The organism is Hymenobacter sp. B81 (genome assembly GCF_044628455.1).
Taxonomy (GTDB): Bacteria; Bacteroidota; Bacteroidia; order Cytophagales; family Hymenobacteraceae; genus Solirubrum.
Genome location: NZ_JBIYZW010000001.1, coordinates 496,893 through 523,627, shown reverse-complemented (window position 1 = coordinate 523,627; position 26,735 = coordinate 496,893). Strand labels below are relative to the sequence as shown.

21 protein-coding genes are annotated in these 26,735 nt (G+C 66.4%); 14 read left to right on the top strand and 7 right to left on the bottom strand.

The features are described from left to right. Positions 1–195 precede the first annotated feature (195 nt). The 6 genes from ACE191_RS02195 (at position 196) to ACE191_RS02170 (ending at position 6,056) form a co-directional block, all read left to right on the top strand. Entirely contained in the window at positions 196–1,770 is a 1,575-nt protein-coding gene (locus ACE191_RS02195) for an MDR family MFS transporter (protein ID WP_400190543.1), read from the top strand. Positions 1,771–2,109: 339 nt separating this feature from the next. Further along, positions 2,110–2,370, top strand: coding sequence for a hypothetical protein (locus ACE191_RS02190; RefSeq protein ID WP_400190542.1), 261 nt, complete (start codon positions 2,110–2,112; stop codon positions 2,368–2,370). A 51-nt stretch (positions 2,371–2,421) separates the two neighbouring features. Further along, positions 2,422–3,465: a bile acid:sodium symporter family protein gene (locus tag ACE191_RS02185; protein WP_400190541.1), complete on the top strand. Its 1,044-nt coding sequence runs from the start codon at positions 2,422–2,424 to the stop codon at positions 3,463–3,465. 113 nt (positions 3,466–3,578) lie between these two features. Then, positions 3,579–4,973: a T9SS type A sorting domain-containing protein gene (locus ACE191_RS02180; protein ID WP_400190540.1), complete on the top strand. Its 1,395-nt coding sequence runs from the start codon at positions 3,579–3,581 to the stop codon at positions 4,971–4,973. Between the two features lie 209 nt (positions 4,974–5,182). Next, entirely contained in the window at positions 5,183–5,638 is a 456-nt protein-coding gene (locus ACE191_RS02175; protein ID WP_400190539.1) for an ankyrin repeat domain-containing protein, read from the top strand. 181 nt (positions 5,639–5,819) lie between these two features. Beyond that, positions 5,820–6,056, top strand: a complete 237-nt coding sequence (locus ACE191_RS02170; RefSeq protein WP_400190538.1) for a hypothetical protein — start codon at positions 5,820–5,822, stop codon at positions 6,054–6,056. A 108-nt stretch (positions 6,057–6,164) separates the two neighbouring features. Here ACE191_RS02170 and ygiD read toward each other — a convergent pair whose 3' ends face one another. After that, positions 6,165–6,995 (bottom strand): 4,5-DOPA dioxygenase extradiol, encoded by an 831-nt coding sequence (gene ygiD / locus ACE191_RS02165; protein ID WP_400190537.1) that lies wholly within the window; start codon positions 6,993–6,995, stop codon positions 6,165–6,167. Between the two features lie 147 nt (positions 6,996–7,142). Continuing rightward, a complete protein-coding gene (locus ACE191_RS02160) occupies positions 7,143–7,751 on the bottom strand; it encodes a Crp/Fnr family transcriptional regulator (RefSeq protein WP_400190536.1) in 609 nt (202 codons plus the stop codon). Between the two features lie 150 nt (positions 7,752–7,901). Here ACE191_RS02160 and ACE191_RS02155 point away from each other — a divergent pair, with 150 nt between their 5' ends. The 3 genes from ACE191_RS02155 to ACE191_RS02145 all read left to right on the top strand — a co-directional run bounded on the left by ACE191_RS02155 (position 7,902) and on the right by ACE191_RS02145 (position 12,750). Continuing rightward, the gene (locus tag ACE191_RS02155; RefSeq protein ID WP_400190535.1) at positions 7,902–10,388 is read left to right on the top strand and encodes a TonB-dependent siderophore receptor; all 2,487 of its coding nucleotides are present in this window, start codon (positions 7,902–7,904) and stop codon (positions 10,386–10,388) included. 99 nt (positions 10,389–10,487) lie between these two features. Next, entirely contained in the window at positions 10,488–11,759 is a 1,272-nt protein-coding gene (locus ACE191_RS02150; RefSeq protein WP_400190534.1) for a PepSY-associated TM helix domain-containing protein, read from the top strand. 607 nt (positions 11,760–12,366) lie between these two features. Continuing rightward, positions 12,367–12,750, top strand: coding sequence for a hypothetical protein (locus tag ACE191_RS02145; RefSeq protein ID WP_400190533.1), 384 nt, complete (start codon positions 12,367–12,369; stop codon positions 12,748–12,750). A 192-nt stretch (positions 12,751–12,942) separates the two neighbouring features. Here ACE191_RS02145 and ACE191_RS02140 read toward each other — a convergent pair whose 3' ends face one another. The 3 genes from ACE191_RS02140 to ACE191_RS02130 all read right to left on the bottom strand — a co-directional run bounded on the left by ACE191_RS02140 (position 12,943) and on the right by ACE191_RS02130 (position 19,239). Next, positions 12,943–13,473 carry a GNAT family N-acetyltransferase gene (locus ACE191_RS02140; protein ID WP_400190532.1) on the bottom strand — a complete coding sequence of 177 codons (531 nt, stop codon included), beginning with the start codon at positions 13,471–13,473 and terminating at the stop codon, positions 12,943–12,945. A gap of 260 nt (positions 13,474–13,733) precedes the next feature. Beyond that, positions 13,734–18,242 (bottom strand): T9SS type A sorting domain-containing protein, encoded by a 4,509-nt coding sequence (locus tag ACE191_RS02135; protein ID WP_400190531.1) that lies wholly within the window; start codon positions 18,240–18,242, stop codon positions 13,734–13,736. Between the two features lie 7 nt (positions 18,243–18,249). Continuing rightward, positions 18,250–19,239, bottom strand: coding sequence for a hypothetical protein (locus ACE191_RS02130; protein WP_400190530.1), 990 nt, complete (start codon positions 19,237–19,239; stop codon positions 18,250–18,252). Positions 19,240–19,690: 451 nt separating this feature from the next. Here ACE191_RS02130 and ACE191_RS02125 point away from each other — a divergent pair, with 451 nt between their 5' ends. Genes ACE191_RS02125 through ACE191_RS02110 form a run of 4 tightly spaced genes read left to right on the top strand, consistent with a single transcriptional unit; the run spans position 19,691 to position 23,427 of the window. Continuing rightward, complete coding sequence (locus ACE191_RS02125; protein ID WP_400190529.1) at positions 19,691–20,446, top strand: carboxypeptidase-like regulatory domain-containing protein; 756 nt, start codon at positions 19,691–19,693, stop codon at positions 20,444–20,446. Positions 20,447–20,477: 31 nt separating this feature from the next. Next, on the top strand, positions 20,478–21,179 hold the full coding sequence (locus ACE191_RS02120) for a hypothetical protein (protein ID WP_400190528.1): 702 nt from the start codon (positions 20,478–20,480) through the stop codon (positions 21,177–21,179). 34 nt (positions 21,180–21,213) lie between these two features. Next, the gene (locus tag ACE191_RS02115; RefSeq protein WP_400190527.1) at positions 21,214–21,894 is read left to right on the top strand and encodes a hypothetical protein; all 681 of its coding nucleotides are present in this window, start codon (positions 21,214–21,216) and stop codon (positions 21,892–21,894) included. A 36-nt stretch (positions 21,895–21,930) separates the two neighbouring features. Continuing rightward, entirely contained in the window at positions 21,931–23,427 is a 1,497-nt protein-coding gene (locus ACE191_RS02110; protein ID WP_400190526.1) for a PKD domain-containing protein, read from the top strand. 190 nt (positions 23,428–23,617) lie between these two features. Here the strand turns inward: ACE191_RS02110 and ACE191_RS02105 are convergent, their stop codons facing one another. Both ACE191_RS02105 and ACE191_RS02100 read right to left on the bottom strand, forming a co-directional pair. Then, positions 23,618–24,397 carry a LytR/AlgR family response regulator transcription factor gene (locus tag ACE191_RS02105; RefSeq protein ID WP_400190525.1) on the bottom strand — a complete coding sequence of 260 codons (780 nt, stop codon included), beginning with the start codon at positions 24,395–24,397 and terminating at the stop codon, positions 23,618–23,620. A 28-nt stretch (positions 24,398–24,425) separates the two neighbouring features. Continuing rightward, positions 24,426–25,514, bottom strand: a complete 1,089-nt coding sequence (locus ACE191_RS02100) for a sensor histidine kinase (protein WP_400190524.1) — start codon at positions 25,512–25,514, stop codon at positions 24,426–24,428. 310 nt (positions 25,515–25,824) lie between these two features. On the opposite strand from ACE191_RS02100, the gene ACE191_RS02095 reads away from it, so the two are divergent. Then, positions 25,825–26,700: a nuclear transport factor 2 family protein gene (locus ACE191_RS02095; RefSeq protein WP_400190523.1), complete on the top strand. Its 876-nt coding sequence runs from the start codon at positions 25,825–25,827 to the stop codon at positions 26,698–26,700. Positions 26,701–26,735 lie beyond the last annotated feature (35 nt).

Sequence of the window (26,735 nt, the reverse complement as noted above, 5' to 3'; positions counted from 1 at the left end):
CGCCGCTTCCGGCCTCTTCCCCAACGCTCGGGGGAGCGGCCGCGCGCTGATCGGGTGAACGTTGCAGCTGCGCTGAGCGGGTTTCGTTCGCGGCCGGTTACCTGGCCGTTTGATAACCTTACGGCCTTTGGCGCCTTACACGAGCAGCTTATTGCGCCTCTTTCTTTCCGCGCCTCAGTCCACTCCCCAAGCTCCATGACCCACCCCCTTACCCACAACGACCGGATGCTCACGCTGGCCGGCGTGCTGCTGGCCATGTTCCTGGGTGCCCTCGACCAAACCATCGTCTCCACCGCCCTGCCGCGCATCGTGGCCGATTTGCAGGGACTCGACCGCTTTACCTGGGTGGCAACGTCCTACCTGGTGGCCAGCACGGCCCTGGTGCCCATCTACGGCAAGCTAGCCGACACCTATTCGCGCCGCGCCATCGAGCTGGTGGCCATCGGCGTGTTTCTACTCGGTTCGGTGCTGTGCGGGCTGGCCGGCGAGTTTGGGCCCCTGCCCCTGCTCGGCGACGGCATGACGCAGCTCATCGTGTTCCGGGCCATTCAAGGTTTGGGCGGCGCGGGGCTGTTTGCCATGGCTTTCATCGTCATTGCCGACTTGTTTCCGCCCGCCGAGCGCGGCCGCTACCAGGGCTTTGTGGGGGCGGTGTTCGGCATCTCGTCGGTGCTGGGCCCGTTTCTGGGCGGCCTGCTCACCGACCACGGCGACAACCTGCTGCCGGGCGTGGCGGGCTGGCGGCTGGTGTTCTACGTGAACGTGCCGCTGGGCGCGCTGGCTTTGTGGTTTATCGTCACGCACATGCCCGCCCTGCGCCCCACCGCCGAGGCCCGCCGCCTCGACTACCTGGCCACCCTGCTGCTCATTACGGGCCTGGTGCCGCTGATTGTGGCCCTGCAGCTCAACAAGGCCGCGTACCCCTGGACCTCGCCGCTCACGCTGGGGCTGCTGGCGGCTTCGGCCCTGCTGCTGACCTTGTTCGTGCTTAAGTCCCTGCGCTCGGCCAACCCCATTCTGGAGCTGAGCCTGTTTCGCAGCCGCGTGTTCAGCACCGCCAACGCGGCCGTGTTCCTGCTCGGCGGCGGCTTTCTGAGTTTGATCATCTTCGAGCCGCTGTTCATGGTCAACGTGCTGGGCGAGTCGGCCACGCGGGCGGGCACCAGCCTGATTCCGCTGTCGCTGGGCGTGGTGTCGGGTTCGATGCTGGCCGGGCAGATGGTGTCGCGCTTCGGCCACTACCGCCGCTGGATGCTGGCCGGCAATGCCCTGCTGCTGCTGGGCTTGTTTCTGATGAGCACCCTGTCGGAAAGCACCACCTACGGCCAAGTGCTGCTGTACGTGTTCGTGTGCGGGCTGGGCGCGGGGCCCAGCATGCCGCTTTACACCCTGGCCATTCAGAACGCCATCGAGCCGCAGCTGATGGGTCAGGCTACCTCGGCGGTGCAGTTTTTCCGGCAGATCGGCGGGGCCGTGGCGGCCGCGGCCCTGGGCACGGTGCTCACCATGAGCCTCGCCCGCGCCCTGCCGCCCCAACCTACGCCGCCCGCCACCGCCCAGGTGGTAGTGGGCGAAGGCCCGGCGCTGCCTGCCACTGCCCCGGGCCGGGCCGAGTCGCCGCTGGTGCGGCAGGCCTTCGTTAGCTCCATCGCGCGCATCTACCGGCTGGTAATGGTGCTGGTGGCCCTGGGCCTGGGCATCACGCTGCTGGTGCCAGAGCTGCCCCTGCGCAAAACCCACGCCGCCGCGCCCCCGGTAATGGTGGAGTAGCTGGTGTAGAGTTTAGATGTTAGAGCTTAGGCCTGGGCGTCGAGGCGCGGCTCCTATCTAGGTCACATTCCCCGTTTTAGCTGGCGGGAATGTGACAGGCGCTGTCACATTCGAGGAATTTCTCGCCCCACTTGTGACCGGCCGGCCCACTGTCAGGGGCAGCCTACCGGCGGTGCTTTGCCCGGGTACTTTGAGCTGGCCCGACTGCTCCCCGCCACCCGCGCCGGAACTGGCCTTTTCCGGGCATCCCGGGCGGCCCGGCCGAACGCCCGGCGCGGGGCTTCGTTTAGGCTTGTGGCCCCCTGCCGCTTTCTTTGCCCGTTTAACTGCCCTCTGCCCATGAACCGCCCCGCTCCCCACCGCGTCGCCCTGCTGTACTGGCTCACCGCCGCCGCCTGCCTCGTCGTCACGGTCACCGACATCATGCAGGGCAACCCCGCCAAGATTGTCGGCTCGGTGGCGCTGCTGGCCTCCTTCGTGCTGCTGGCCTTGTTTCCGCGGGCCGACCAGCGCCCGCGCTGGGTGGGCTGGACGTCCATGGTGCTGGTACTGGTGGCTTTGGGCAGCCTGGCTTACCGCCTCACCCGCCCGGCCGGCTAAGCGCCCCAAGTTATTGCCCCTGTCCTTTTCGCCCTGCGCCGCTCCCCACCCATGACGCCCACTCCCCCCGCTACTCCCTCGCCCGCTACCCGGTTTTTCGCCCTGCTGGCGCGCTTCGGCCTCGACTGGTTTCTGCTGGCCTTGCTGGCGGTAGTGGCCCTGGCTTACCTCGCGCCCGCCATCGGCAGCAAGGCCAGCCCCGTGCCCTGGGAGGCGGTTACCTCGCTGGGCGTGGCCCTGATTTTCTTTCTCTACGGCCTGCGGCTCAGCCCCGAAAAGCTGCGCCTGGGCATGCGCAACTGGCGCCTGCACGCGCTGGTGCAGCTGAGCACCTTCGCGCTGTTTCCGCTGCTGGGCCTGGCCCTGCGCCCCTGGCTGGGCGGCGCGGGCTCCGACGAAGCCCTGTGGATCAGTATTTTCTACCTCTGCACCCTGCCTTCCACGGTTTCTACCTCGGTGGTGATGGTCAGCATTGCGGGGGGTAATATGCCGGCGGCCATCTTCAACGCCAGCATTTCCAGCCTGCTGGGCATCGTGCTCACGCCGCTGTGGGTGAGTGCGGTGCTGCACACCGGCAGCGGCGGCGGCTCGGTGGGCGGGCTGGTGCTCGATCTGACCCTGCAGGTGCTGGCGCCGGTGGTGCTGGGCGTGGCCCTGCACGGCCGCTACGGCGCCTGGGCCGAGCGCCACAAGGCCGGCCTGCGCCGCTTCGACCAGATCATCATCCTGCTGATGGTGTACACCTCGTTCTGCGAGTCGTTTGCCCGGGACGTGTTCCGCAGCTACGGCTGGACCGAGCTGCTGGGGCTGGCCGCGGGCATGGTAGCCCTGTTCCTACTGGTCTACGGCCTGATTACGGCGCTGAGCCGCCTGCTGGGTTTCTCCCCCGAAGACCGCCTGACGGCCGTATTCTGCGGCTCGAAAAAGTCGCTGGTGCACGGCACGGTGCTGGCCAAGGTGCTGTTCGCCGGCTCGGCCGTCACGGGCACGCTGCTGCTGCCGCTCATGCTCTACCACGCCCTGCAGATTGTGCTGGCCAGCAGCCTCGCGCAGAGCCAGGGCCGACGGCACGCGGCGGCTACGGTGGCCGGCTAGAGCGCCCGGTTGGCGGACGGGTTGCATGTTCAAGGCTCACATTTACATGGGATTTCGCCGCTGAGCGGCAGGACGTAGGTTTGCCAGCTCACCCGCCCGGCCTGCCCTACGCTATGAAAACTGCCGCTTACCGCTTCTGCCGCACCCCTTCCCGCCTGCATTTTTGCCTGCTGCTGCTCTTGCTGCTGCTGGGCCTGGCCGCGCCCTCGCGGGCGCAAAGCTTCTGGCGCACTACCCGCGACTTCCCCGGCGGCCTGAAGTTTGGCCTGGCTGCTACCGGCGACTCCACCCTGCTGACCACGGCCGAAACCGGGGTGTGGCGCACCAGCAACCAGGGCCGCTCCTGGACGCGCGTGCTGCGGGCCCGGCAGTTGGGGGCCATCCACGTCACGCGGGCCGGCTGGCTGCTGGTCGGCGGACCGGGCAAGGTGTACCGCAGCGCCGACGGCGGCAGCAGCTGGGACTCCGTCGCGCTGGCCTCGCCCTACCCCGTCGCCGAGTTCCTGGAAACGGCGCAGGGCAACTTGCTGGCCGGCACAGGCATGATTGATTTTGTGGATGGCTTCGTGGGCAGCGGGGTGTTTTTCTCGGCCGACCAGGGCCAGACCTGGACGGCCCGCAACGGCGGGCTGGGCGCGGGGCGTTTCGTCAACCACCTGGCCGCCGACCGCCACGGGCGGCTGTACCTGACCGTGGCCGACGACGTGCGCGCCAACCAGCCCGGTCTCTACACCTCCACCGACCAGGGCCTGAGCTGGCAGCACCTGCCCGTGCGCATCGACCGCGGCGTGGGATTCGCCAACCTCACTCTGTACCAGGCCACGTCGCTGGTCGTCAGCCCTCAGGACTCCTTGCTGCTAAGCTTCAACGGCTCGGGCGGCAACTTTGGCGTAGCCCTGAACCTGAGCAAGAGCATTGCGGAAACCGGTAACCCAGCGGCGTACTGGACGGTGCAGCCGGCCCTGCACAGCAGCTGGTGGTGGGACGGTGCCCTGCTCAACCGCGTGCATTTTGCCCGCAACGGCGACTGGTACAGCTCGCGGCGGGGCAGCCCCAACACCGGGGGCACGCTGGTCTCGGACAACCAGGGCCGCAGCTGGCTGCGCATTCAGTTTGGCCTGGGCCTGGACGAATTCCTGCAGCGCAGCCCGCAGCACTTCGTGGAAGTTTCCGACGGCAAGATTTTCATGATTCAGGAGCGCGACGAGCGGGTGTACTGGACCAATGCCAGCGTCATCACGGCGGTAAGCAAGGGCCGGGCGCAACGGCCCGCGCAGCTCTACCCCAACCCGACCGCGGGCGCGCTAACCGTGCAGCTGGCCGCCGGGCAGCAGGCCCGCCGCGTCCAGCTGCTGGACCCCAGCGGCCGCCTCCTGCGTTCCTTTTCGCCGCTGCCCGGCGGCCAGCCGCTGCGCCTCGACCTGACGGGCGAGCCGGCCGGCCTGTACCTGCTGACAGTGGAGTTGAGCTCGGGTCAGGTGCTACGGCAGCAAGTAGTAAAATATTAAGACCGAGCAGGGCAGCTGATGCCGCAGCAGCGGTACCGGATTCGGAATACACAAACCAGCCTTAAACGGTCTGATTCACCGATTTTACCGCTCCGATTCTTTCTGCCTGACTTTCCGCTGCTTAAGATAAAGCGCCGCTACCGAAGCGAGTAAAATGGCACCCAGCCAGTATTTTCGCTGCTTCGCTCGTTTGCTTACTTACCCCAATCATGAAGAAGAGCTTACTCCTGATGGCCTTGACGCTGGGCCTGTTTTTTTCGGCCGCGGCCCAGACGACCAACAAGGAGCTGTTTAAAGCCGTGATGAAAAATGACGCGGCCAGCGTGGAAACCCTGCTCAAGGGCGGCGCCGACCCCAACGCGGCCATCGAGGTGATGCCCGGCTTCCGCACCAGCTACCTCATTACGGCGGCCACCAACGGCAACCTGGCGGTGGTGAAGGCCCTGGTGCAGCACAAAGCCCAAATCAACGCCAAGGACGCCGGCCAGGAAACCGCCCTGGTAGCCGCCGCCGCCCAGGGGCATAAGGCCATCGTGGAATTCCTGCTGACCAGCGGCGCCGACCCCAAAGCCGCCGATGGCCAGGGCACTACCCTGCTGGCCGCCGCCAAAGCCAGCGGCAACAAGGACGTAATTGCCCTGGTGGAGCAGAAGCTGAAAGGCTAGCCCCGGCCGGCTTAACCCGTAGCCCCGCAGTCGAGCGCGAAGCCCGGCTGCGGGGTTTTTCGTGGGCCGACCATAGCGACCGAATACAGAATTTTTCCGTAAATAATTTTCACTAGTCCGGAATAAAACAGGAACCAACCCCGATCGAATTGGTGTATTGCGGCCAAACAACAACGAAGCTATGCTGAATGTGCAGTTGGTCGACGCCGGGTTTTATGAAGTATGCTGGCCGGAAAACGAGGTTGCGGGCGCAACCTACGTGCGGCCCGGCCGCCGCGAGTCGGTACGGGTGTTTCTGCACCGCGACTCCCCCGAAGTAGAAGTGTACACCGGCGAGCTGCACGGCGGCAAGCTGGTATACCGCGGCCCGGCTGAGGCCGCCGCTCAGCTGCGCTGGCTGGCGCTGCGCTGCAACTAAGCCCCAGCCAATTTACCGCGGAGCTTACGTTTCCAGTAGCTACAGCGAGGCCCGGCAATGGGTAGTTGCCGGGCCTCGCCGTGTTTGCAGGTCGGCGGCACCGGCTTATCAGCCCACGGCCAGGCTGCGCATGCTCAGTCCACCGTAGCTCACTTCCTCGAATACGTGCTGGATGTCCTCGTCCTTTTCGGCCAGAGCCAGGGTGTATAACAGGGGCCAGTAGTGGTCGGGCGTAGGCACGGCCAGCGGGCCGCTGGCGCCGGCCTGCTGCACGTCGAACAGGGCCCCGAAGTCGCGCTGGTCGATTTTCCGCTTCACGAACTCGTCGAACTCGGTGGCCCAGGCGTAGGGCGTGGCGTCGCCGGCCATGAGCTTGGGCATGCTCTGGCGCAGGTTGTGCACCACGTTGCCCGAGCCGATGATGAGCACGCCCCGCTCGCGCAGCTGCCGGAGCTGGGCCGCCAGGGCAAAGTGCTGCTCGGGCGTTTTGTGGAAGTCGAGGCTGAGCTGGAACACCGGCACGTCGGCGGCCGGGAACAGGTGGTGCAGCACCGTCCAGGTGCCGTGGTCGAGGCCCCACTCGTCGGAGCCGTGCAGGTCGGGCACCAGCGCCAGGGTTTGCCGGGCGTAGTCGGGCGCGCCGGGCGCGGGGTACTGCATATCAAACAGCTCCTGCGGAAAGCCGCCGAAATCGTGGATGGTTTCGGGCCGCTCGTTCAGCGTCACGAACGAGCCGCGGGTAAGCCAGTGCGCCGAAACCACCAGAATGGCGTTGGGCGGCTGCACCCGGCGCAGATCCTCGCCCAGCTGCCGCAGGCGGCGGGTGAAGGCGTTGTCTTCGAGGGCATTCATGGGCGAGCCGTGCCCGATAAACAGCGCGGGCAGGCGGCGGCCCTGCTTAAAGGAGCTGGCGACGGAATGAAGTTCTTGCAGATTCATGGCGTAGGCGAAGGGAAGCAGCGTCAGGGACTTGAGAAAGGCTTTCCGGTTCATCGGGCTTCCTGAATAGGTATGCCGCAAAATTACCCCCGCCCCCGGCGCGGCGCCTTGATGTAGGGTAAGAAATGCGCCCGGTTCGGCCGCGGCCTACTGCCCGGCCAGCTCCCGCCGGATGCGGCTCAGCGACTCGGGCGTGACGCCCAGGTAGGCGGCAATCATGCGCTGGGGCAGGCGCCGGGCCAGCGTGGGGTAGGTCTGCACGAAGTCCAGGTAGCGCGCCTCGGCCGGGGCGCCCAGCGTCAGGGCCAGGCGCTTCTGCATGACGTGGATGCTGGCCAGCAGCAAGTCCTGAAACCGACCTGCTACCGCGGGCGTGAGCTGGCCCAGGCGCTGGTAAAAGGCCGGGCCAAACAGCAGCACCTCGGCGTCCTCCACCGCGTCGATGGCAAACAAGGCCGGCACCTGGTGGCGCAGGCTGTACTGATCGGCCACCCACCACTGCTCGGGGGCAAACTGCAGGATGTGCTCCTTGCCGCGCGGGTCTATTACGTAGCTGCGCAGGCAGCCACTCACCACGAAGGCTCCGTGCCGGGCCCGCTCGCCGGCGGCCTGCAGCAGCTCGTGGCGGCGCAGCTGGCGCAACTCAAACAACTCGGCCAGCGCGGGCAGCTGCTCCGGGGGCACGCCCAGACGCTCGTGCAGGTAGGCATGCAGGGCGGCGGCGGGTGAGGCGTTCATGTTGGCAATATCAGGCATTCGGCGCGGGTAAGGCCACCTACTTCCCGCCCGAAGCGCGAACCGCCCGCGGGGCAGGCAAAAAAATGCGGGGAAATCGGAGGCAGTATTTGGATTGAATCTAAACAGACCGTTGCTTTGCATAAATTTTGAATGAGTCTAAATAACTCGATGCGCCGCACCCTTCCGCTCCTGCTCCTGACCCTTGCTCCCCTGGCCACTCCCGTACAAGCCGCCGGGCTGCGCCTCCGCCATTCGGGCGACACTCCGACCACGAACAATCCGCTGGCGGGTGGACTGGTAGTCGGCCGCGTACTCCTGGCCGACGGGCAGCAGGCCGAGCAGGTTTCGGTGATGGTAAAGGGCAGCACCATCGGCACCAGCACCAACACCGACGGCTCGTTTCGCCTGAAGGTGCCGGCCGGCAAGCAGACGCTGGCCGTGGCCTACCTGGGCTACCTAACCCAGGAAATCGAGGTGGAAGTGGCTGCCAAGGGCACCACCAGCCTGCCCGCCATTACCCTGGTGAAAAGCTCGCAGCAGCTCTCGGAGGTGAAAATCACCGAAACGCGCACCATCAACCAGCGCCCGACCAGCGTGGGCAAGATGCCGGTGCGGCCTCTGGATTTGCCCCAGGCCGTGCTCACCGTGAACCAGGAGACCCTGGAGCAGCAGCAGGTGCTGCGCCTGAGCGATGCCATCGTGAACACGCCGGGCCTGTACGTGATGGCGGCCACCGGCGGCACGCAGGAAGAGCTGGGCAGCCGCGGCTTCGCCTACGGCTCGAACAACACCTTTAAGAACGGGGTGCGCTTCAACAACGGCATCATGCCCGAAGCTTCGTCGCTGGAAAACCTGGAAGTGCTCAAGGGCAGCGCCGCTATCCTGTACGGCAACGTGGCCGCCGGCGGGGTGCTGAACCTGGTCACCAAGAAGCCCAAGTTTGAGCAGGGTGGCTCGGTGGGCATCCGCACCGGCTCGTTCGGCTTCTGGAAGCCGATGGTGGACGTGTACGGCGCCGTGGGCAAGAGCGACAAGGTGGCCTACCGCCTCAACACCACCTACGAGCAGGGCAACAGCTTCCGCGACGGAGTGGAGTCGGACCGCTTCTACGTGAATCCTTCGCTACTCTTCAAGCTCACGCCCAAGACCGACCTGGTGGTGGAAGGCGACTACCTGCGCGACAACCGCACGCCCGACTTCGGCATCGGCGCCATCGACTACGAAATCCTGGAGTCGCGCACGCGCTTCCTGAACGTGGCCGGCGCCAACAACGCCGCCCGCCAGACCAGCGCCACGGCTACCCTCACCAGCCGCCTCAACGACACCTGGCAGGTGCGCGCCGTCACTGGCTTCCAGCGCTACGACGTGGAGCAGCGCAGCGGCGCCCGCCCCATCGGCATCAACAACGGCAAAACCAACCCGGCCCTGCGCGGCAACTGGACGCGTAACCTGCAGCGCAGCGAAAACTCCGAGAACTACTTCCTGGCTCAGCTCGACCTGACCGGCTCGTTCCACACCGGCTTCCTGGGCCACACCCTGCTGGTGGGTGCCGACGCCGACCAGTACCTGACCAACAACCTGAGCTACACGGCCGCCGCCTACGACAACATCAACGTGCTGGACCCCAGCCGCGAGCTGACGCGCCCCGCCGGGGCGGTGAATGGCTTCGATGACCTCAAGCGCAACCAGCTCACCAAGGGCAGCACCCGCCGCGCCGGCTTCTACGTGCAGGATCTGGTGACCATCACCGAGAAGCTGAAGATGCTGGCCGGCCTGCGCTGGAGCTACCAGGAAACCCCCAGCGACGTGTACACCTTCGCCACGGGTAAGTTCGACCAGAACCGCCGCTTCGACAACGCCTTCTCGCCCCGCCTGGGTTTGGTGTTCCAGCCGGTGAAGAACACCTCGCTGTTTGCCTCCTACGCCAACTCCTTCGCCCCCAACAGCGGCATCGACGTCAACGGCGCCCCGCTGCCGGCCTCCATCATCGACCAGGTTGAGGTGGGCGTGAAAAACGACCTGTTCAACGGCGTGCTCTCGGCCAACGTGACGGCCTACCACATCGTCAACAATAACCAGGCGCAGACCATCCAGCAGTTCCTGGCCCCCGGCCTCGAAAACCCGGCCTTCAACAAGAACCGCCCCACGGCCCAGGAGCTGGCCGGCCAGGTAACCAGCAAGGGTGTGGAGGTTGATGTGCAGAGCAAGCCCTACCTGGGCATCTCGCTCATTGCCGGCTACAGCTACAACCACACGGCCTACACCAAGAGCAGCCTCTACGAAAACAACAGCCGCCTGCGCTACAACCCCGCCCACACCGCCAACCTGAGCTTGTTCTACACCTTCGAAAACAGCGCGCTGAAGGGCCTGACCGCCGGCGTAACCGGCTACTACGTGGGCGACAAGCTGGCCGGCCGCAACCCCCGTATCCTGCGCGACGCCCAGGGCAACGTTACCCCCGACACCTACAAGCTCATCTCAATTCCCAACTACACCCTGTTCGACGCCTCGCTGGGCTACAGCTACCAGCGGTTTGCTTTGCGGGTGAAGCTGGCCAACCTCCTCGACGAGCTGAGCTACAACCTGCACGACGACAACAGCGTGAACCCCATCGCGCCGCGCAATTACTCGGCCACGCTCACCTACAAGCTCTAACCTAACCCCTACCCTTTTTCGCTGCCGCCCTGCCCACCGGCGCCCAGGCCTTCTGCCGGGTCCGGTGGGTTTGGCATACCAGCCCCTCCGGCTTCCGTCATGAAGATTTTCCTGCGTAACATTCACCTCTACCTCAGTCTCGCCGCCGGGCTGATTATTGCCGTGGTGTGCTTTACCGGCGCCGTGCTCGTGTTCGAGAAGGAGCTGGAGCAAAGCCTGCACCCCGAGCGGTACTTTGTGGCCCACGCCGCCCCGCAGCGCCTCACGCCCGAGCAACTGGTAGCCGCCGTGCAGGCCGTGGCGCCGCCCAAATCCAAGGTTACCGGCCTGAAAATCTACGCCGACCCGCTGCGCACCGCCGAGGTGAGCCTGGCCGGTGGCCCCGGCAAGGAAGGCGGGAAAGAAGGCGGCAAGGGCCAGCGGGGCGACCAAGCCCGTGCGGGCGGCGAAAACGCCCGCGCCGAAGGCAAGGGTGAGCCGGGCGGCAAGGGCGAGAAAGGCGGCAAGGGCGGGAAAGGCGGCGGCGAAGGCGGGCGCGGCCCCACCTACTTTGTGAACCCCTACACCGGCGCCGTGGTGGGCCCCTACAACTACCGCGACACGTTTTTCTACACCATGATGGCCCTGCACCGCGGTATGGTGGGCGGCCCGGTGGGCAAGTGGATTGTGGGCACCAGCACCTTGCTGTTTTTGGTCATCATCCTCACGGGCCTGGTGCTGTGGATTCCGGCCACCGGCAAGGTGCTCAAGCAGCGCCTGAAGGTAAAGTGGGATGCGAGCTGGAAGCGCCTCAACCACGATCTGCACATCGTGCTGGGCTTCTACTCGGCCCTGTTCCTGTTCGTGTTTGCCTTCACCGGCCTGGCCTGGTCGTTTGAGTGGTTCAACAACGGCATCTTCGCCGTTACCAGCTCCGACCCCAAAGGTCCCGAAGCCCCCAAATCGACCCTGGCGGTGGGTGGCAAGCTGGGCTACAGCCAGGCCTTCAACGTGGCCCGGCAACAGGTGCCCGACGCCCTCTCCTACGCCGTTTCGCTGCCCAAAGACTCGACCGAGGCCGTGCGCGTGATGACCACCTCGGCCAACGCCGCCTACGAGGGCGCCACCGACGAGCTGTACCTCGACCAGTACTCGGGCCAGGTGCTCGGCCAGCTCCGCTTCAACGACCGCAACCTGGGCCAGCGCGTGCGCCGCACCTTCAAGCCCGTGCACACCGGCGCCATCTACGGCACGCCCTCCAAAATCGTGGCCCTCATCACCTGCATCCTGGGCGTCACCTTCCCCGTCACCGGCACCATCATGTGGCTGAATCGCCTGAAAAAGGAGCGCAAGAAACAGGGCAAAAAGGCTGTGGCCGCCGCGGCGGCTTAACCCAACCTACAGCAGTCAGACAAAGCGGCGCGGGGCAACCGGCGCCGCTTTTTTCGTGGCGGGCATCCCGCTGCGACAGCGGCCGACCTTCAGCGGGGCGCCCGGCCAAAATCAGCCCTTTTGCCGGGCCTCGGGCAGCCATTGGGTTGGTGCGCCGCCCAGGTCTGGCGGGTTGCCGCCGGCCGGCGCAGGACTGCCCCGCCTGGTTCGGGGCCGAAACGGGTGTGCCGAGTTTCACAAATGACTTTCCGCATGCGGAAAATGGTTTGCCGAGTTTCACAAATGACTTTCGGCACGCGGAAAATGGTTTGTGGAGCTCCTCAAGTGACTTTCTACGTGCGGAGACAGGTTTGCGGAGCTCCGCAAACCGACTACTTCGGCTGGTGAGGGGTTTGGGAGCCTCCCAAACGGCAAACTTCGCCTGGGGAAGGGTTTGGAGCCTCCCAACCCATGCCCTTGCTGCCGGAAAGGGTTTGGGAGGCTCCCCGGGCTCCGTCTGGAGCTGCTGGGTAATCGATTACTTCACTGCCATGAGTCGAGAAGAAGCCCTTGCATTGCTAGCGTCTCATCAGCCGCTGCCTGATGATTATTGAAGCTACATTGAGCTATGGTTTATCGTTATCTGCAGTTCCCTAACCCAATCGACAAGCCTTCTGAGCCAGATCCTTACTGGCAAGTTCTCTTCTGGAAGCTAATTGGCAGTATTCTATCTTCACTTCTACCAGCCGCCAACCCTGACTTCGAGCATCTAATCGACGGTGTTGCGCATTGGTACCTTGAGGTTGATACTGAAACGGGCATTCCCCAAAGGGAAATTGGCTTCGACAGGCAGCGAAACCCCATTGTAGCCTTACCCTGGGCCGACAACTGTGGCTATTGGACCGACAACAATATGCTGGCCCAGTATTTTGAAGAGCATTTCAAGGCCCAGCCCTTGTTACAACAGAGCTTTGAAGAAGCTTGGCAACGGTTTTCCAAAGCTGCCATGTAGCAGATAGCTCCCCAACAACCTAAACCATACGTGTTTCAACAGACAGGCCCGCCGGCATGCCGGCGGGCCTGTCTGTTGGTTTGAGCACGTGCCGTCTAGCGGCTGGGCCGGGGGCTTAAATTCGAGCCAGACCCAAAATCATGGCGGCACCGCGGTAGACCACCTCAACCCAAGCCCCGGCCGGGGCAGGCCTCAAACGGTAGTTGAACAGCGCTCCAGTAGCACTACGGGTTGCTGGTGGTACTGCGTCCGGGCAAACTCGGCGTAGCCGCATTTAGCCGCTACGCGCAGCGAGGCCGCGTGGTCGGCGTGCACCAGGCACACGGTGCGCGGCGGCAACGGCTGCGCATCGGCCCAGGCCAGACTGGCCCGCACCGCTTCGGTGGCGTAGCCGCGCCCGTGGCAGGCGGGGTCCAGAATCCAGCCGGCCTCGGGAAAGCCCCTGAGTGAGGGGCTGATGTCGCGCCGCCACTCGGCCAGGCCCACGGCCCCGATAAATGTGCCGCTGGCTTTTTCCTCCACGGCCCAGTAGCCGTAGCCCAGCAGCGCCCAGAGGCCAACGTTGCGCAGCATGCGCTTCCACACCTCTTCTTCGGGCAGGGCGGCACCGTTCAGGTACTGGTAAAAAGCGGGCTGCTGCCACATGGCCAGCAGCACATCGAAATCAGCGGGCCGATGGCCGCGCAACAGCAGTCGTTCGGTCTCGAGGACGGGAAGGTTCATGGAGTTCGTAGTGGTTAGAAGTGGTGAGTTGAGACAGCGGCGGGTCATTTCCGGGCCGGGCCGGCCGCAAGTGCCGAGAAGCGCGGGCAGCAAGCCCCGAAAGCGGTGCCGGCGTTCTGGGCAATTGGCAGAGCGTTCAGGGGAAGGTCTGGGAGGCGGCTTCCGGCGGAGGCAGCAGCCAAGGCCCTCCGGAAAGCAAACAGCCCGCCGGGATGCCCAACGGGTTGTTTAACGTTCCCTTTTGCTATGGGAAGAGAGGCTTACTGTTTCACCAGGCGGCGTACCAGCGTGCCCTCGGCCGTGTGCAGGCGCAGGGTATACACGCCGGCGGGCAGCTCGCGCAGGTTCAGCTCCTGGCTGATGAGGCCCTGGCGCACGGGCAGACTGAGCGTGCGCACCTGCTGGCCGATGAAGTTGAGCACCTCGGCCGGCACCGCGCCCGGCGCCCGCAGGCCGGCCACCGTGAGCGTCACCGCGCCCGCGGTCGGGTTGGGATATAGGCTCACGCTGGCCTGCAACTGCCCCACTGCGGCGGCCGTCAGGCGCGGCTGCAGCCACAGGTAGAAGCGCTGCCGCACCGAGTCGGGGTGCATGGTGAACTGGTAGACCGAATCCAGCGCCAGGTTCTGTTGCCGGCCGAGCAGGCGGTCTTCCAGCATTATCTGGGTGCCGGCCGGCAGGTGCTGCGCCGTGAGCACCAGCGTGTGCTGGCCGGCTTGGCTCACGCGCACACCCAGCGGCACCACCCCGGCCGTGGCCAGGTCGGGCAGGCCGTTGATGCTGAGCGCGTCGTTGCCGGCCTGGCTCCAGAGGCTGGGCCGGCCCGAGCCGTTGAGCTGCACCTTGTAGGCGTCGAAGCCCGGCTGGTAGATCTGGCCGGCTTGGGGCTCGAAGTAGAGCACCGCCTCGTCGGCCTGGCCCTGGGCGTTGCGTGCCTCCAGGCGAACCAGGGGCTTGGTGGTGGTGCCCGCGCCCGCGCGGTTGAAAGTCGGGCTCAGGTAGCTGGTGTGGCGCACGGCGTTACTCAGCGAAAGCGTGGCCGAAGCTGCGGTGGCGCGCACGAAGAAGCCCTGCATGGCGGCCACATCCTTCGAGCCGCCGTTCTGGCCGATGCCGTTGACGTAGCTCTGGTAGGCGCCGGTGTACGGCCCCGAGGGAGCAAATACGTAGAGCGCCTTGTCCACTCCCGGGCTGGCGGGCACCAGGTCCCAGTCGATGGGGGCCGGGTAGGGGTTGCCCAGCAGGTTCCAGCCCGAGCCCGCCTGCCCGCCCCGCGTGAGCGGCACGGTGAGCGTTCCGTTCTGCAGCAGGCCGCTCACGTCGACGGTCGTCGTCGGAGCCGTTTGGGCCGAATAGCCGCGGCCGGGCTGCAGGTTGTCGGCAGCCGTGGGCACCATCCAGCCCTGATCAAACCCGTTGGCTGCCGCGTTCAACCGGCTTTCCTCGTACTGGAAGAAGGTCGGGAAGGGACTCACCGTGTTGCCCTGGGTGTTGTAGGCCGGGTTCAGCTCCAGGCGCGGCAAATCGTCGGCAAACTCGCTGACGGTGGCCGAGCCCAGCTGCATGGGCGAGGCGTAGTGGCGGTAGCCGCTGCTGCCCGCGCCCGTGATGAAGCGCTCCATGGTGGCGCGGCCGGTTACTACGCCGCCGCCGGCCGGGTTCACCACCATGGCCGTGCCCGTGGCGCTGGAATGCAGCGTCAGGTGGCCGTTCGAGGCCAGGTTGCCCGAGGTCAGGGTGAGCACGTGGCTGACGCCGTAGGCACTGGTGAGCGTCACGCCCGCCGGGTTTTGGATCAACAAATCGTGGAAGCGGATGGGTGTGGCCGTGGTGCCGCCCAGCGTCTGAGCCGCGGTACCTACGCAGTACCACGGGTGGCTGCCGGTGATGAGACGCCCGTTGTTCATCAGATTGCCCCGCAGGTACACCGGGCCGTCGACGCTCAGGCCGGCGGTGTTCTGCACCGTCAGGCCGTTGAAGCGAAGCTGCCCCGTGCCGGCTACGGTCTGGGGCGTGGTGCCGTTGAACACGACGGTGTTGGTGGCCGCATCAAACACGCCGTTGTTGACCCAGTTGCCCGCCACGTGCAGGTGCTGCGTCAGGCGCAGGGTGGCCCCGGCATTGATGACGACTCCGCCCAGTTGCAGCGGCACGGGTCCGCTGATGGTGTGCGTGCCGCTGCCGGCGAAGATGGTTTGCCCCGCCCCGCTCCAGGTGCCGTAGTTGGATACGTTCCCGTACAGGCGCAGCGCGGAAACAACCTGCAGGGCTGCCCCGGGCTCGATGCTGAGGGTTTCCACCTCGGCCCCGCTGCCGGTAACCACCGGCTGAAACGGCCCGCTGGCAATGGTGGCGGTGCTGCTGCGCGTGGGCACCTGCCCACACGACCAGTTGCGCGCGTCAAACCAGTCCGACGAAGTACCGCCCGTCCAGGTAAAGCGGCCCTGTATGGTCAGGTCGCTGCCGTTGTCGTTCACAACTTCAAAGCTGCCATCCGTAGCCATGAGTACGATGCGGTACCGGCGGCCGGGCCGGGCGTTCAGCGGAATGGTGGCCGGAATGCTGCCGCTCAGGTTGGTGCCGCTCACATTGGGCACGGTTCCGATGATAGTGCCATTATTGGGCGGCCCGGCGGCATCGAACAGGTAAGCCGAAATATCCGTCGGGGTGGCGAAGGTACCCTGGGTGGTATAGGGCACGCTCAGGCTGCTGCCGGGGCAGAACGTACCCGCGAACTGACCGGTGTAAAGCAGGTTTTGCACCACTGAAACGCTCAGGGTCCGCTGCACCGAGCAGCCTGCCTGGCTCACCGTCAGCGTGTAGGTGCCGGCGGCCGTGGTCGTGGCATTCGGAATCTGCGGGCTGGGCTGCGCCGAGGCAAAGCCGTTCGGCCCGCTCCACTGCAGGACCGCGCCGGCGGGCACCCCGCCGGCCGTGAGCTGAATGGTGGCGCCCGCCTGCACCGGCGAGTTCGACGCGGCCGTGACGCCCGCCAGGCTGATGATGGTCCACAGCCCGCTTTCGTTGCTGGTCAGCACTGGGTTGGGGCTCACGAGGCGCACCCGGTACTGGCTGCCCGCCACCGCCGAAGCGGGCACGGTCACCTGCACCACGCCCGTACCGACGCCGCCGAAAGCCGTGGACCCGATAACGGTGGGGCTGGTAAACGAGCCGCCGGCATCGGAGAGCTGGGCCGTGATGGTAGAGGCCGGGGGCAGACCGGCACCACCCACCGCAAAGCTCAGCCCCAGCGGGTTGCCGGCGCAGATCTGCTGCGGACCGGCGGAGGTCAGTGCCAGGCTGGGAGCGGCCGGCGGGTAGGTGTAGCTGCTGGCCGAGCAGGCCGAGCCGGCCGGCGTAGTCACGCAGATCGGGCCGGTAGAGCCGCCGGCCGGCGCGGCCACCGTGAGCTGGGTGCCCGCGCCATTAACCGCGAAGCCCGTCGCCGCGGCGCCGCCGAAGGTGATGCCGGTAGCGCCCGTCAGGTTGGTGCCCGTAACGACTACGCTGGTGCCGGCCGCCCCGCCCGTGGGCGTGAAGCTGCTGATGGTGGGCGGGCAGCCGGCCAGGAAGACGCCCGCGCCGTTGACCAGGATGGGGCTGGTGAGCGGCCCCAGCGCCGACTGGAACTGAATTCGCACGCCGCGCACGTTCGCGGCCGGCGTCGGCAGCGCCCGCGCCAGCAGGTACACCTGCCCGCCGTCGAGCGGCACGGTGTAGGTGGCCGCGGTGGTCCAGGCGCTGAGGTCGGCCGAGGTCTGCATTTCCACCCGCAGCTCGACCGCGGCCTGGGCCTGCAGGGCCAGGCGCAGCTCGCTTACGCTGCGTGGGCTGCCGAAGTCGGCCTGAATGAAGGTGTTATCGCTGACCAGCGTGCCCTGGCCGCTGCCCGCTGCCGAGTTGAAGGCCAGCTGCGCCGAAGGCAAACCCGGCGACTGCGCGTAGCTGCCCGCGGGCAGCCCGGCGGCGTAGTTGGCCGAGAAGCTGCAATCGGTTTTCTCAAACTCACGGGTTTGCACCAGGCTCCAGCGGCCGGCCGCGTCGCGGGCGCGCAGCAGCAGCCGGTGCGGCCCGTTGGCCAGCGCGCCCACGTCGACCGAGAAAGTCCAGCGGGCCAGGTCCGGGCCGGGCACGACGGGCACGCTAATGCCGTTGCCGAAGCCGGGGTCGGTATCAATGAAGTATTCGACGCGGGTAACGTTGGGCACGGCGGCCAGGGCCGGCTCGTAGTAAAAGCTGCGCACCGCCGTCAGGCTCCAGCGCCCGGCCGCGTCGCGCGAGCGGATGCAGAGCCGGTGAAAGCCCGCGCCCAGGCCGCTCACGTCGGCCGTGAAGGCGGCAGTTGTCAGTACCGGCGCGGGCGTAAGCGGCACGCCGGTGCCGTTGCCGAAGCCCGGGTCAGTATCGATGAAATACTCCACGCGGGTAACGTTGGGCGCGGCGGGCGCGGCGGCCTCGTAGTAGAAACTGCGCAGTGTGGGCAGGCTCCAGCTACCGGCCGCGTCGCGCGAGCGAACCGCTAGTTGGTGAAAGCCCGCGCTGAGCCCGGCCACGTTGGCTGTGAACGTGAGGTTGCGCAGCGCCGGGGCGGGCGCCGTTACCGGAATGGGCGTGCCCTGCCCATAGCCGGGGTCGGCGCCGAAAAAGTACTCGGCCTGAGTGATGGTCTGGGCCGGGGCCGGGCCGGCGCCCAGCAGCCACAGGGCCAGCAGGGCGCACAGCTGCGCCAGCTGGGGGCCGCCCGGCAGCAAACGAAGAGCGTGCAGCATGGCCGGGCTAGTTGTTGGCGCGGGTGCTCAGCGTCACCTGCAGCTGCGTGCCGCTGAGCACGTGGTTGTACTCGTAGATGCTGGGCACAGCCGGAATGCCCGAAAGCACGTAGGGCGCGGCCCCGCCGAACGCCCCGATGTCGCTGCCGCCGGTGCCGGTGCCGCGGGCCGGGTTGGGGCCGCTTTTCAGCTGGTAGTGGGCGTCGTAAACTGCGCCCGGCGTCAGCTCAAATACCGCCGTGGCGGGCACGTTCAGTTGGTTGTTGTTGCCGGCCGGCAGGCTGTTGCCCGAACTTAGGTTGTGCGACACGGTGCAGTTGGTGAACACGTTGCTGCCGGTGAAGTAGTTGTTCTGCACCACGAAATCCTTCAGCAGGGCCGAGCTGCCGTTGACAATTACGTTGTGGCGGTACTCGCCGCTCACGTTGCTTTGCAGGGTGACGCCGCCGTTGTACACCAGGTTGTTGGCAATCAGAATGTCGTAGCACTGCGCCCCGCTGTTGATTTTGACAATGCCCGACACGTAGTTCTGCCGGATGTAGGTGTTATACATGGCCGTGCTCAGGCTGCCGCCCAGGTAAATGCCGCCATCCACGCGGTTGCGCTCGATGCGGATGTTGCTGGCTGCCACCGAGATGGCACCGTTGACCGTGACGCCGGTAATCGAGGCACCGTCGCTGCCGGGGTCGAAGTTGAGGTTGCCCAGGCGGGCCGTTGCGGTATTGGCTTGCAGACCGGGCGTGCGGTCGAGAAAGTAGCCCGGCCCCACGATGCGCACGTTCTTGGTGCAGGTCAGCGCGCCGTAGTCGTTGGACGACTGCTCGAGGTGAATCACGTCGCCGGGCACGGCCGCGTCGTGGGCCGCCTGCGCGGTGGCGTAGAGGTTGGCGCCCGTCGCGCCGCTGTTGTTGACGCGGCGGATGGTCTGGGCCGGCGCCGTTAGCACGGCGGCGCACAGCAGGGCGAGGCTGAGCCCGGTAGCATAAAGTCTGTTCATGGCGGGAAGGAAAAAGGCGTGCCGCGGCCCGCTGGCCAGAGCCACGGCGCCGCTTATCCCGCCAAGATTCCGCCGCCCGCCCCGCTAACCCCAGCAGAAACCGGACGAACCGCGCAAACCCGCGCCTCAACCCGCCATTTGTTCGCCTCAGCCGCACCCCGCGCCCCGCTCCTACCCGGCCCGTCAGCGGCCGCGGGTTAAAGCAGCGAAATGCCGGCTTGGGGCGCCGAATTCGCCGCTTCAGGCAGAACCCGGTTGAGGCCGCCCGGGCGGTGGCCGAACTTTCAACCACGTTTCGCCGCGGCGGGACTTGCCGGACCGCCCGAACCGCTTCCTCTTTTCTGCGCCCAACGTGGGGGGCGCCGGCCGCGGCGAAGCCCTGCTCCTGCTGGCCTGCCCCAGGATACTGTGCCGCTGGCGGTGCCCTTCACCTTCTTCCCGACTTGCTCGCATGATGACGAATTTTCGCCAGTGGCCGCTGCGGCGGCTTTTTACGGGAGCCGGGCTGCTGGTGCTGGCCCTCGCCACCGGCTGCTCCTCCGACCCCAAACCCAGCCCGGCCGGGCCCGGCTACGCCACCGGCAAGGTGGTCGATACCCAGGGCCGGCCTCTGCCGGGTATCACGGTACTGCTGGACAACACGGCCTTCTTCAACACCCACCTGGAAGGCACTACCGATGCCAACGGGATGTACCGCATCCGGGTGACGCGGGGCAGTTGGCGGGCCATTGCCGAGTACAACCGCCCCTACAACGGCCGCGTCTACCGCTTCGACCTGGAACCCAGCAGCATGGCGGCTTTCACCGAAGAGGATGCCGTAGTCCGGGATTTTACCTGGAAAATCACCGGCCCCAAATCCGACCCGCCCGGTGCCCTGCACGGGGGCTGGGTCGATGTGCATCCGGACCTCATGTCCGGCATCCAGGACCGCGAAAACGTGGATTTCACCTTCAAGCCGGTCGGCCCGTTGGTTGACGGCTCCACCGGCACTGTGCTTACCCGTCGCGTGGACCTGACTACCGGCACCATTGCCGATCTGCCCATCGGGCGCTACCGCATCACGGCCCGCTACCAGGGGCGCCCGCTCAAGGTGCGCAGCCGCGTCGACGGGGCCTACACCGCCGATGGGGCCGCCACGCTGGACTTCTACGGCCGCGAAGGGCAGTGGAGCTCGACCAACGTGCTGTTTCTGGAATACACCGAATAAGCCCCGGGGGCATTTTCCCGGCGTACGAGTTATGCTGAATTTCCTCAAACCCCGTCTGCTGCTCGGGTTGCTGAGCGTGGCCCTGGCCGTGTCGGGCTGCAAGCTCTTCGGCGGCAACGAGCCCGCACCCGAGCCCGAAGAGCACTACGAGCCGGGCTTCGGCCCCTCGCAGGAGCGCCCCGTGGGTACTGCCTTCACCTGGCCGGCGGGCATCACCCTCATCGGCGAGCCGGCCGACGACAACCTCGACTGCGTGATGGAGGCCGACCAGCACCGGCGCAACCTGGGCAACGGGGGCATGGTGAGCTTGTGCCTGAACCTGTACAACAGCACCAGCCAGCCCATCAACGTGACCCTGCCGCCGGGGCTGATGTGGATAGCCAAGTCCTTGAAGACGCAGAACGGCATCATCGTCAACCGCATATCCTTCGAAGTGCCGCCGGGGCAGCGCTTTTTCCGCCTGCACACCTACTGCGCCAACGGCGGCACCCGCTCGCCTTCGGGCGGGCAGACCTACGAGGCCCAGCCGCTAGTAACCCAGCACCCGGGCCTGCAAGAGCTGATCGGGCAGCTGGAAACCAGGAAAATCAACTTCGAGGACTACGGCGGCGAGCGGCTTTCGACCGTGGCGGCCTACTCGGGCCCGGTGGCTGGGGCCGTTACCAAAGTTGCCTTCAACGAGCCGATAAGCGAGCAAACCCGCCGTGAGCTGGCAGCCCTGCCCTTGCGCTGACCTGCTGGCAGGGCCCACCTTTTTAACTCATCTGATGAAGCACGTTGTTTTCCTGGGCCTGCTGAGTGCCGTCCTGACCCTGACGGGCTGCGACCTGTTTGGTCCCAAAGAAGCGCCCCCCAAGCCCGCCAAGCACTTTGAGCCGGGTTATGGACAATCTATCGAACGGCCGCTGGGCACCCCGTTCACCTGGCCCGCCGGCCTGGTGCTGCTGGGCCGGCCCACCTACGACGGCTGCGTCGAAGACCCGCGCACCGAAGCCCACTGGGGCAACGGCGACGCCGTGATGCTGTGCCTGAACCTGTACAACACCACCAGCCAACCCATCAAGCTGGATCTGCCGCCGGGCCTGATGTTCATTTCGGATGATAATAGGGCCCAGAATGGGCTTGTCATCAATCTTATATCCGTGGAAGTGCCGCCCGGCCAGCACCTCTACGTGCTGCATTCCCACTGCGCCAACCTGGGCCGGGGCGGATCGGGCCCCGAGTACACCTACGACCCGCGGCCGGTGGTAACTCAGCATCCGCAGATGCAGGATCTGCTGCGGCTGCTGGCCACCAAAAAAATCAACTTTGAGCACTACGGCGGGGCTTACTTCTCCCCGGCCCGCAATTTCGGCGGGACGGTGCAGCGGGCTGTTCACCGCATTGCGGAAGCGGAAACCATCGAACCCGAACTGCTGCGCGAACTGGAGGCCCTGCCCGCGCGCTGAGCCCCGCATTTTCCTTCATTCCTTTTTCTTTTTCCGATGCTGACACACCGCCTGCTGGTTGCGGCCCTGGCTGCCTGCCTGCTCGTTACGGGCTGCCAAGACGACCAGAACGAACCCAACCCGAACCCCGGCCCGGGCACGGGCCAGGGCGCCAACCGCCTCATTGCCCACGCCGGCACCAACCAGGTCGCGCCCGTGGGCACTACCGTCACGCTGGACGGCACGCAGTCGCGCGACACCGAAAACCGGCCCTTCACCTTCCGCTGGGCTTTGCTCAGCCGCCCCGCCGGCAGTGCCTCCGCTATTCTGCTTGCCGACATGCCCCGCCCCACCTTCGTGCCCGACAAGCCCGGCGAGTACAAAATCGAGCTGACGCTGTCGAACGGCGGCGGGGAAACCGCCAAGGCCGAGGTAACAGTGGTGGCGTCGCCGGCCGCCACGGCGGTGCTCGACGCCACCATCGGCCAGCGCACGGTGCTGCCCGACCTGGTGACCGACCCGAACGTGCCCGACTACCTGGCCAACGGGAGCGTGGTGGTCAACGCGGAGCTGGTGGTGATGCCCGGCGTAACCATCGGTTTTGCCCGCGACGCCCGCCTGACCATCAACACCGGCGGCATCCTCATTGCCGAGGGCACGGCCACCCAAAAGGTACGCTTCATCGGCCAGCAGGCCACCAAGGGCTTCTGGCAGGGCATCTTCATCAGCTCCGCCAGCAACGCCAACAGCCTCGGCTACGCCGAAGTGCTGCACACCGGCAGCAGCTCGCCCACCAGCGTGAAGGCCGGCCTGACCGTCAACGCCAACGGACAGCTGGGCGTCAAAAACAGCTTGTTCAGCTTCTCCGACGGCTACGGCCTGCACCTGAGCAGCAGCTCCCTGCTGCGCGAATTCGCCCATAACACCTTCAGCAGCAACAGCGAAGCCGGTCTGTACCTGCCGGCCAAGCACGTGAGCAAGCTGGACGCGGCCTCGCGCTTCACCGGCAGCAACGGCCGCGACGTAGTGGAAATCAACCACGGCACGCTGAGCAATCTGCCCGAAGCCGTCTGGCCCAGCTTCACCGACGGCACGCCCTACCGCCTGCTCGTCGACCTGGGCATCAGCAGCGGCCTGAAGCTGAGCCCGGGTGTGCAGCTGCAGCTGGGCCCCAACGCGAGCATCAACGTGAACAGCAGCGGCTACCTGTCGGCCATCGGCACGGCCAGCAACCGCATTACCATCACCGGCACGCAGCCCAACCAGGGCCACTGGGACGGCATCGGCTACAGCTTCGCGGCCAGCGCGCAGAACGTGCTGGAATACGTGGACCTCAGCGGGGGCGGCGGCCAGCGCCTCGGGGCGACCAACAAGGGCAACCTCGTGCTGCACGGCAACGGGGCCAGCGCCTCGCGCGTGACGGTGCGCAACTGCACAGTCCGCAACAGCGGCGGCTACGGCATTGTGGTGGGCTTCGGCACCAGCCTGAACGCCGACGCGGCCACGGTCAACACCTTCAGCGGCAACGCGCAGGGCACCATCGTGACCGAATAAGCTCCGGGACCAATAAACTCCCGGCTCGGCACGCCCGCGGGCGGCGGATAAGCAGCAGCTTGTCCGCCGCCCGCTTTTTTTTGGGCCCGGCTTCGAGCGGCGTGCCGGCCGGCCCCTAGCTGCGGATGCCGCCGGGCGACCCTTCGGCTAAAGCCCTGCCCGACGGCGGGGGTGCCCGGTTGCGGCTGGCTTACTTACCCAGCCACACTTTGAAAGGCGTGATTTTTTCGCGGCTCACGATGACCTCCTTGTCGATGGCCGGCTGCAGGCGCACGGCCAGGCGGTTGCCGAAGTACTGCTCCACGTGCTCCACGCAGTCGACCGATACGAGGAAGGCCCGGCTGACGCGGAAAAACCGCGCCGGGTCGAGCATGTCCTCCAGCTCGTCGAGGGTGTACTCCACCACCATGCGGCGCCCGTCCCGGGTCCGAATCAGGCTCAGGCGGTTGTCGCTGTAGAAGTAGGCTATGTCCGCCAGGGTTACCGACACCATCTTCTGCATGTAGTGCACCAGGAAGCGCTGCCGGTATTCCTTGCCCTGAGCCTTGTGCAGGGAGGTAATCAGGCTGGCAATATCGACGGCGGAGCCCGGCTCGGGCGGGCCCTGGTGAAGGCTGCGCAGGCGCTGGAATTTGTCGACGGCGGCGCGCAGCTCGCTTTGCTGAATGGGCTTGAGCAGGTAATCCACGCTGTTGACTTTGAACGCCTTGATGGCGTACTCGTCGTAGGAAGTGGTGAAAATAACGGTGCTCGTCACCTCGGTTTTCTCGAACACCCGAAAGCTCTGCCCGTCGGCCAGCTCAATGTCCATCAGAATCAGCTCGGGCGCCGGGTTGGCCTGCAGCCACGCCACCGTTTCGGCGATGCTGCCGGTGGTGCCGGCCACGCGCGCCTCCGGCACGGCCGCGGCCAGGGTTTTGACCAGCTTTTTGGCCGCCATTTCTTCGTCTTCGACAATCAGGACTTGCATAGTGCCGCGGGAGAAAAAAGGTGCAACCTCAGGCCGCAATGATGGGCAGGCGGACAATGAATTCGGCCTCGGTTTGCTGAATCACCACGGCGGGCTGCTGCAGCAGCGCAAACTTTTTCACGATATTGTTCAGCCCTATTTTGCTCGAAGGAATGGCCTCCTCCTTCAGCTGCAGGTTGTTTTTAACGGTCAGCCAACCGGGTTCGTGGGTGGCAATTTCAATGCGCAGCGGGTGGTCCCGGTGAATGACGTTGTGCTTGACGGCGTTTTCCACCAGCAGCTGCAGGGTCAGGGACGGAATCAGGTGGTTGTCGTACCGGCCGTCGATGGCCATGTCCAGCCCCAGGCAGTTGCCGTAGCGCGTTTTGAGCAGGTGGAAGTAGGATTTGATGAACTGCATTTCCGTGGCCAGGCTGGTGAGTTCGTACTCGTTGTTGTGCAGCAGGTGGCGGTAAACCTTGCACATCTCGTTGAGAAACTCCTCGGCTTTGGGCGCGTCCTCGCTGATGAGGTAGGAAAGCGTGTTGAGGGAGTTGAACAGGAAATGCGGGTTGACCTGCTGCTTGAGGCTGTCGAGCTGGGTTTGCAGGTGCTCCTTCTTGAGCTGCTCGGCTTCCTTCTCGGCCCGCAGGGTGCGGTTGAAGTAGTAGAGCGCCTCCTGCGCCCCCACCACAATCATGGCCGTGGCCAGGCCGCCGGGAATGCCGTTGAGGATGCTCGCCGTGGAGTACGGTGCCCGGAAGCCGGTGGCGTTGACCAGCAGCATATCCACGATGTCAATCAGCGCGGCCGCCGCCCAGCAGACCAATAGCGCCAGCAGCAGGCGCGTGCGCGACTGATCGAGGTGGGGATACAGGCGGCGCGACAGCAGCAGAATGCCCCGGCAGGCTTCCCACGAAAGGGTGGTGAGTAGCAGCGACTCGAGGATGACGCGGCCGCCCGGCCAGTGCAGGGCCTGCCACAGACGCGGCAGGCTGCGCCAGCTCAGCCCGGCGTCGCGCAGCAGGGCCGCGTCCCAGGTGGGCAGCTGGGTAAAGACTTTCTGGTAGTACAGCCCGCTGAGCACCAGCACGGCAATGCCGCCCACGCGGATCCATTTGTCGTTTAGCGGTTTCACCGGCGGGTAAGGGCTGAGAGCATGGGGCGGGGGCGGAACTGTCAAAGATAAGCCGGGGCCCGCCGGCGCGCCAGGCCCAACCGGATGACCGGGGAAAAAGCCGCGCTGAACCGGCTAAATCCGCGCATCACCCGCCCCGGCGCCGGCGGCGGCGCCCCGGCCGGGGCCGGGGCAGACTAAGCTACCGTTCTGCCGGGCTCAGGCGCCGTTTTGCCCGCTTCGTGCGGTTTGCCGTTGCCGCCGGCCGGCGCCGCGGCCACTTTCGCAGCGCCGGCCGGCTCCCCGTCGGCGCCTCACTTCCACCTGCCCCATGAAAGCACTGGCCTTCCTGCTCATCGGCCTGGGCGCCGCCCGGCCCCTGCCCTATTCCCGCCCCGACACCCCGCTTACCGTAGCCCAGGATTACCACGCCCTGGTAGCGGCCGAACGCGCGTTTGCCGCCTTTACTGGGCAGCACGGCATCAAGGCCGGCTTCAGCCGCTTCCTTTCGCCCGAGGCGCTGGTGGTAGTAAACGGCCGCTACCGGCTGGGCCGCCCCCTGTACGAGCGCGCCCCGGCGGTGCCGGGCCTGCTGCTGTGGCAGCCCGTGCACGCCGACGTTGCCGCTTCCGGCGACTTCGGCTACTCCACCGGCCCCTTCACCTTTCACCCCAAAGCCGCCACCGACAGCGCCACCGGCGCGGGCTACTTCACCAGCGTGTGGCAGCGCACGCCGGCGGGCGAGTGGCAGGTGCTGGCCGACGTGGGCGCCGAAATGCGGCCCGATCAGGTTAGCGCCGCGCCGCTGGCCGTACCAGCGCGGTTTGCCCGCAAAGCCACCGCGGCGGCCGACACCACCGCCAGTCGCCGCGAGCTGCTGGCGGCCGAGCAGGCCTTCGCGCAGCTCGCGGCCCAGTCGCTGCGCGCGGCTTATGGACGCAGCCTGGCCGCGGGCGCCGGCACGCGGCTGTACCGCAACGGTGCTCCGCCCCAGGTGGGGGCGCAGGCCGCCGCCTTCGCCGGGCAGCAGCACGCACCCGTCGCCTACTCCGACGCCCGGGCGCGGGTGGCCGCTTCCGGCGACCTGGGCTTTACCTACGGCCACGGCCGGGCCGACAACCGGGCCGGGGCCTTCCTGCGCATCTGGCGCCGCGACGAAAAAGGCCGCTGGCAGATCGTGCACGAGGTGCTGGCGCTGAATTCGTGACCCGCCCGCGGCCGCCGGTTCGGCCCTCCCATTCT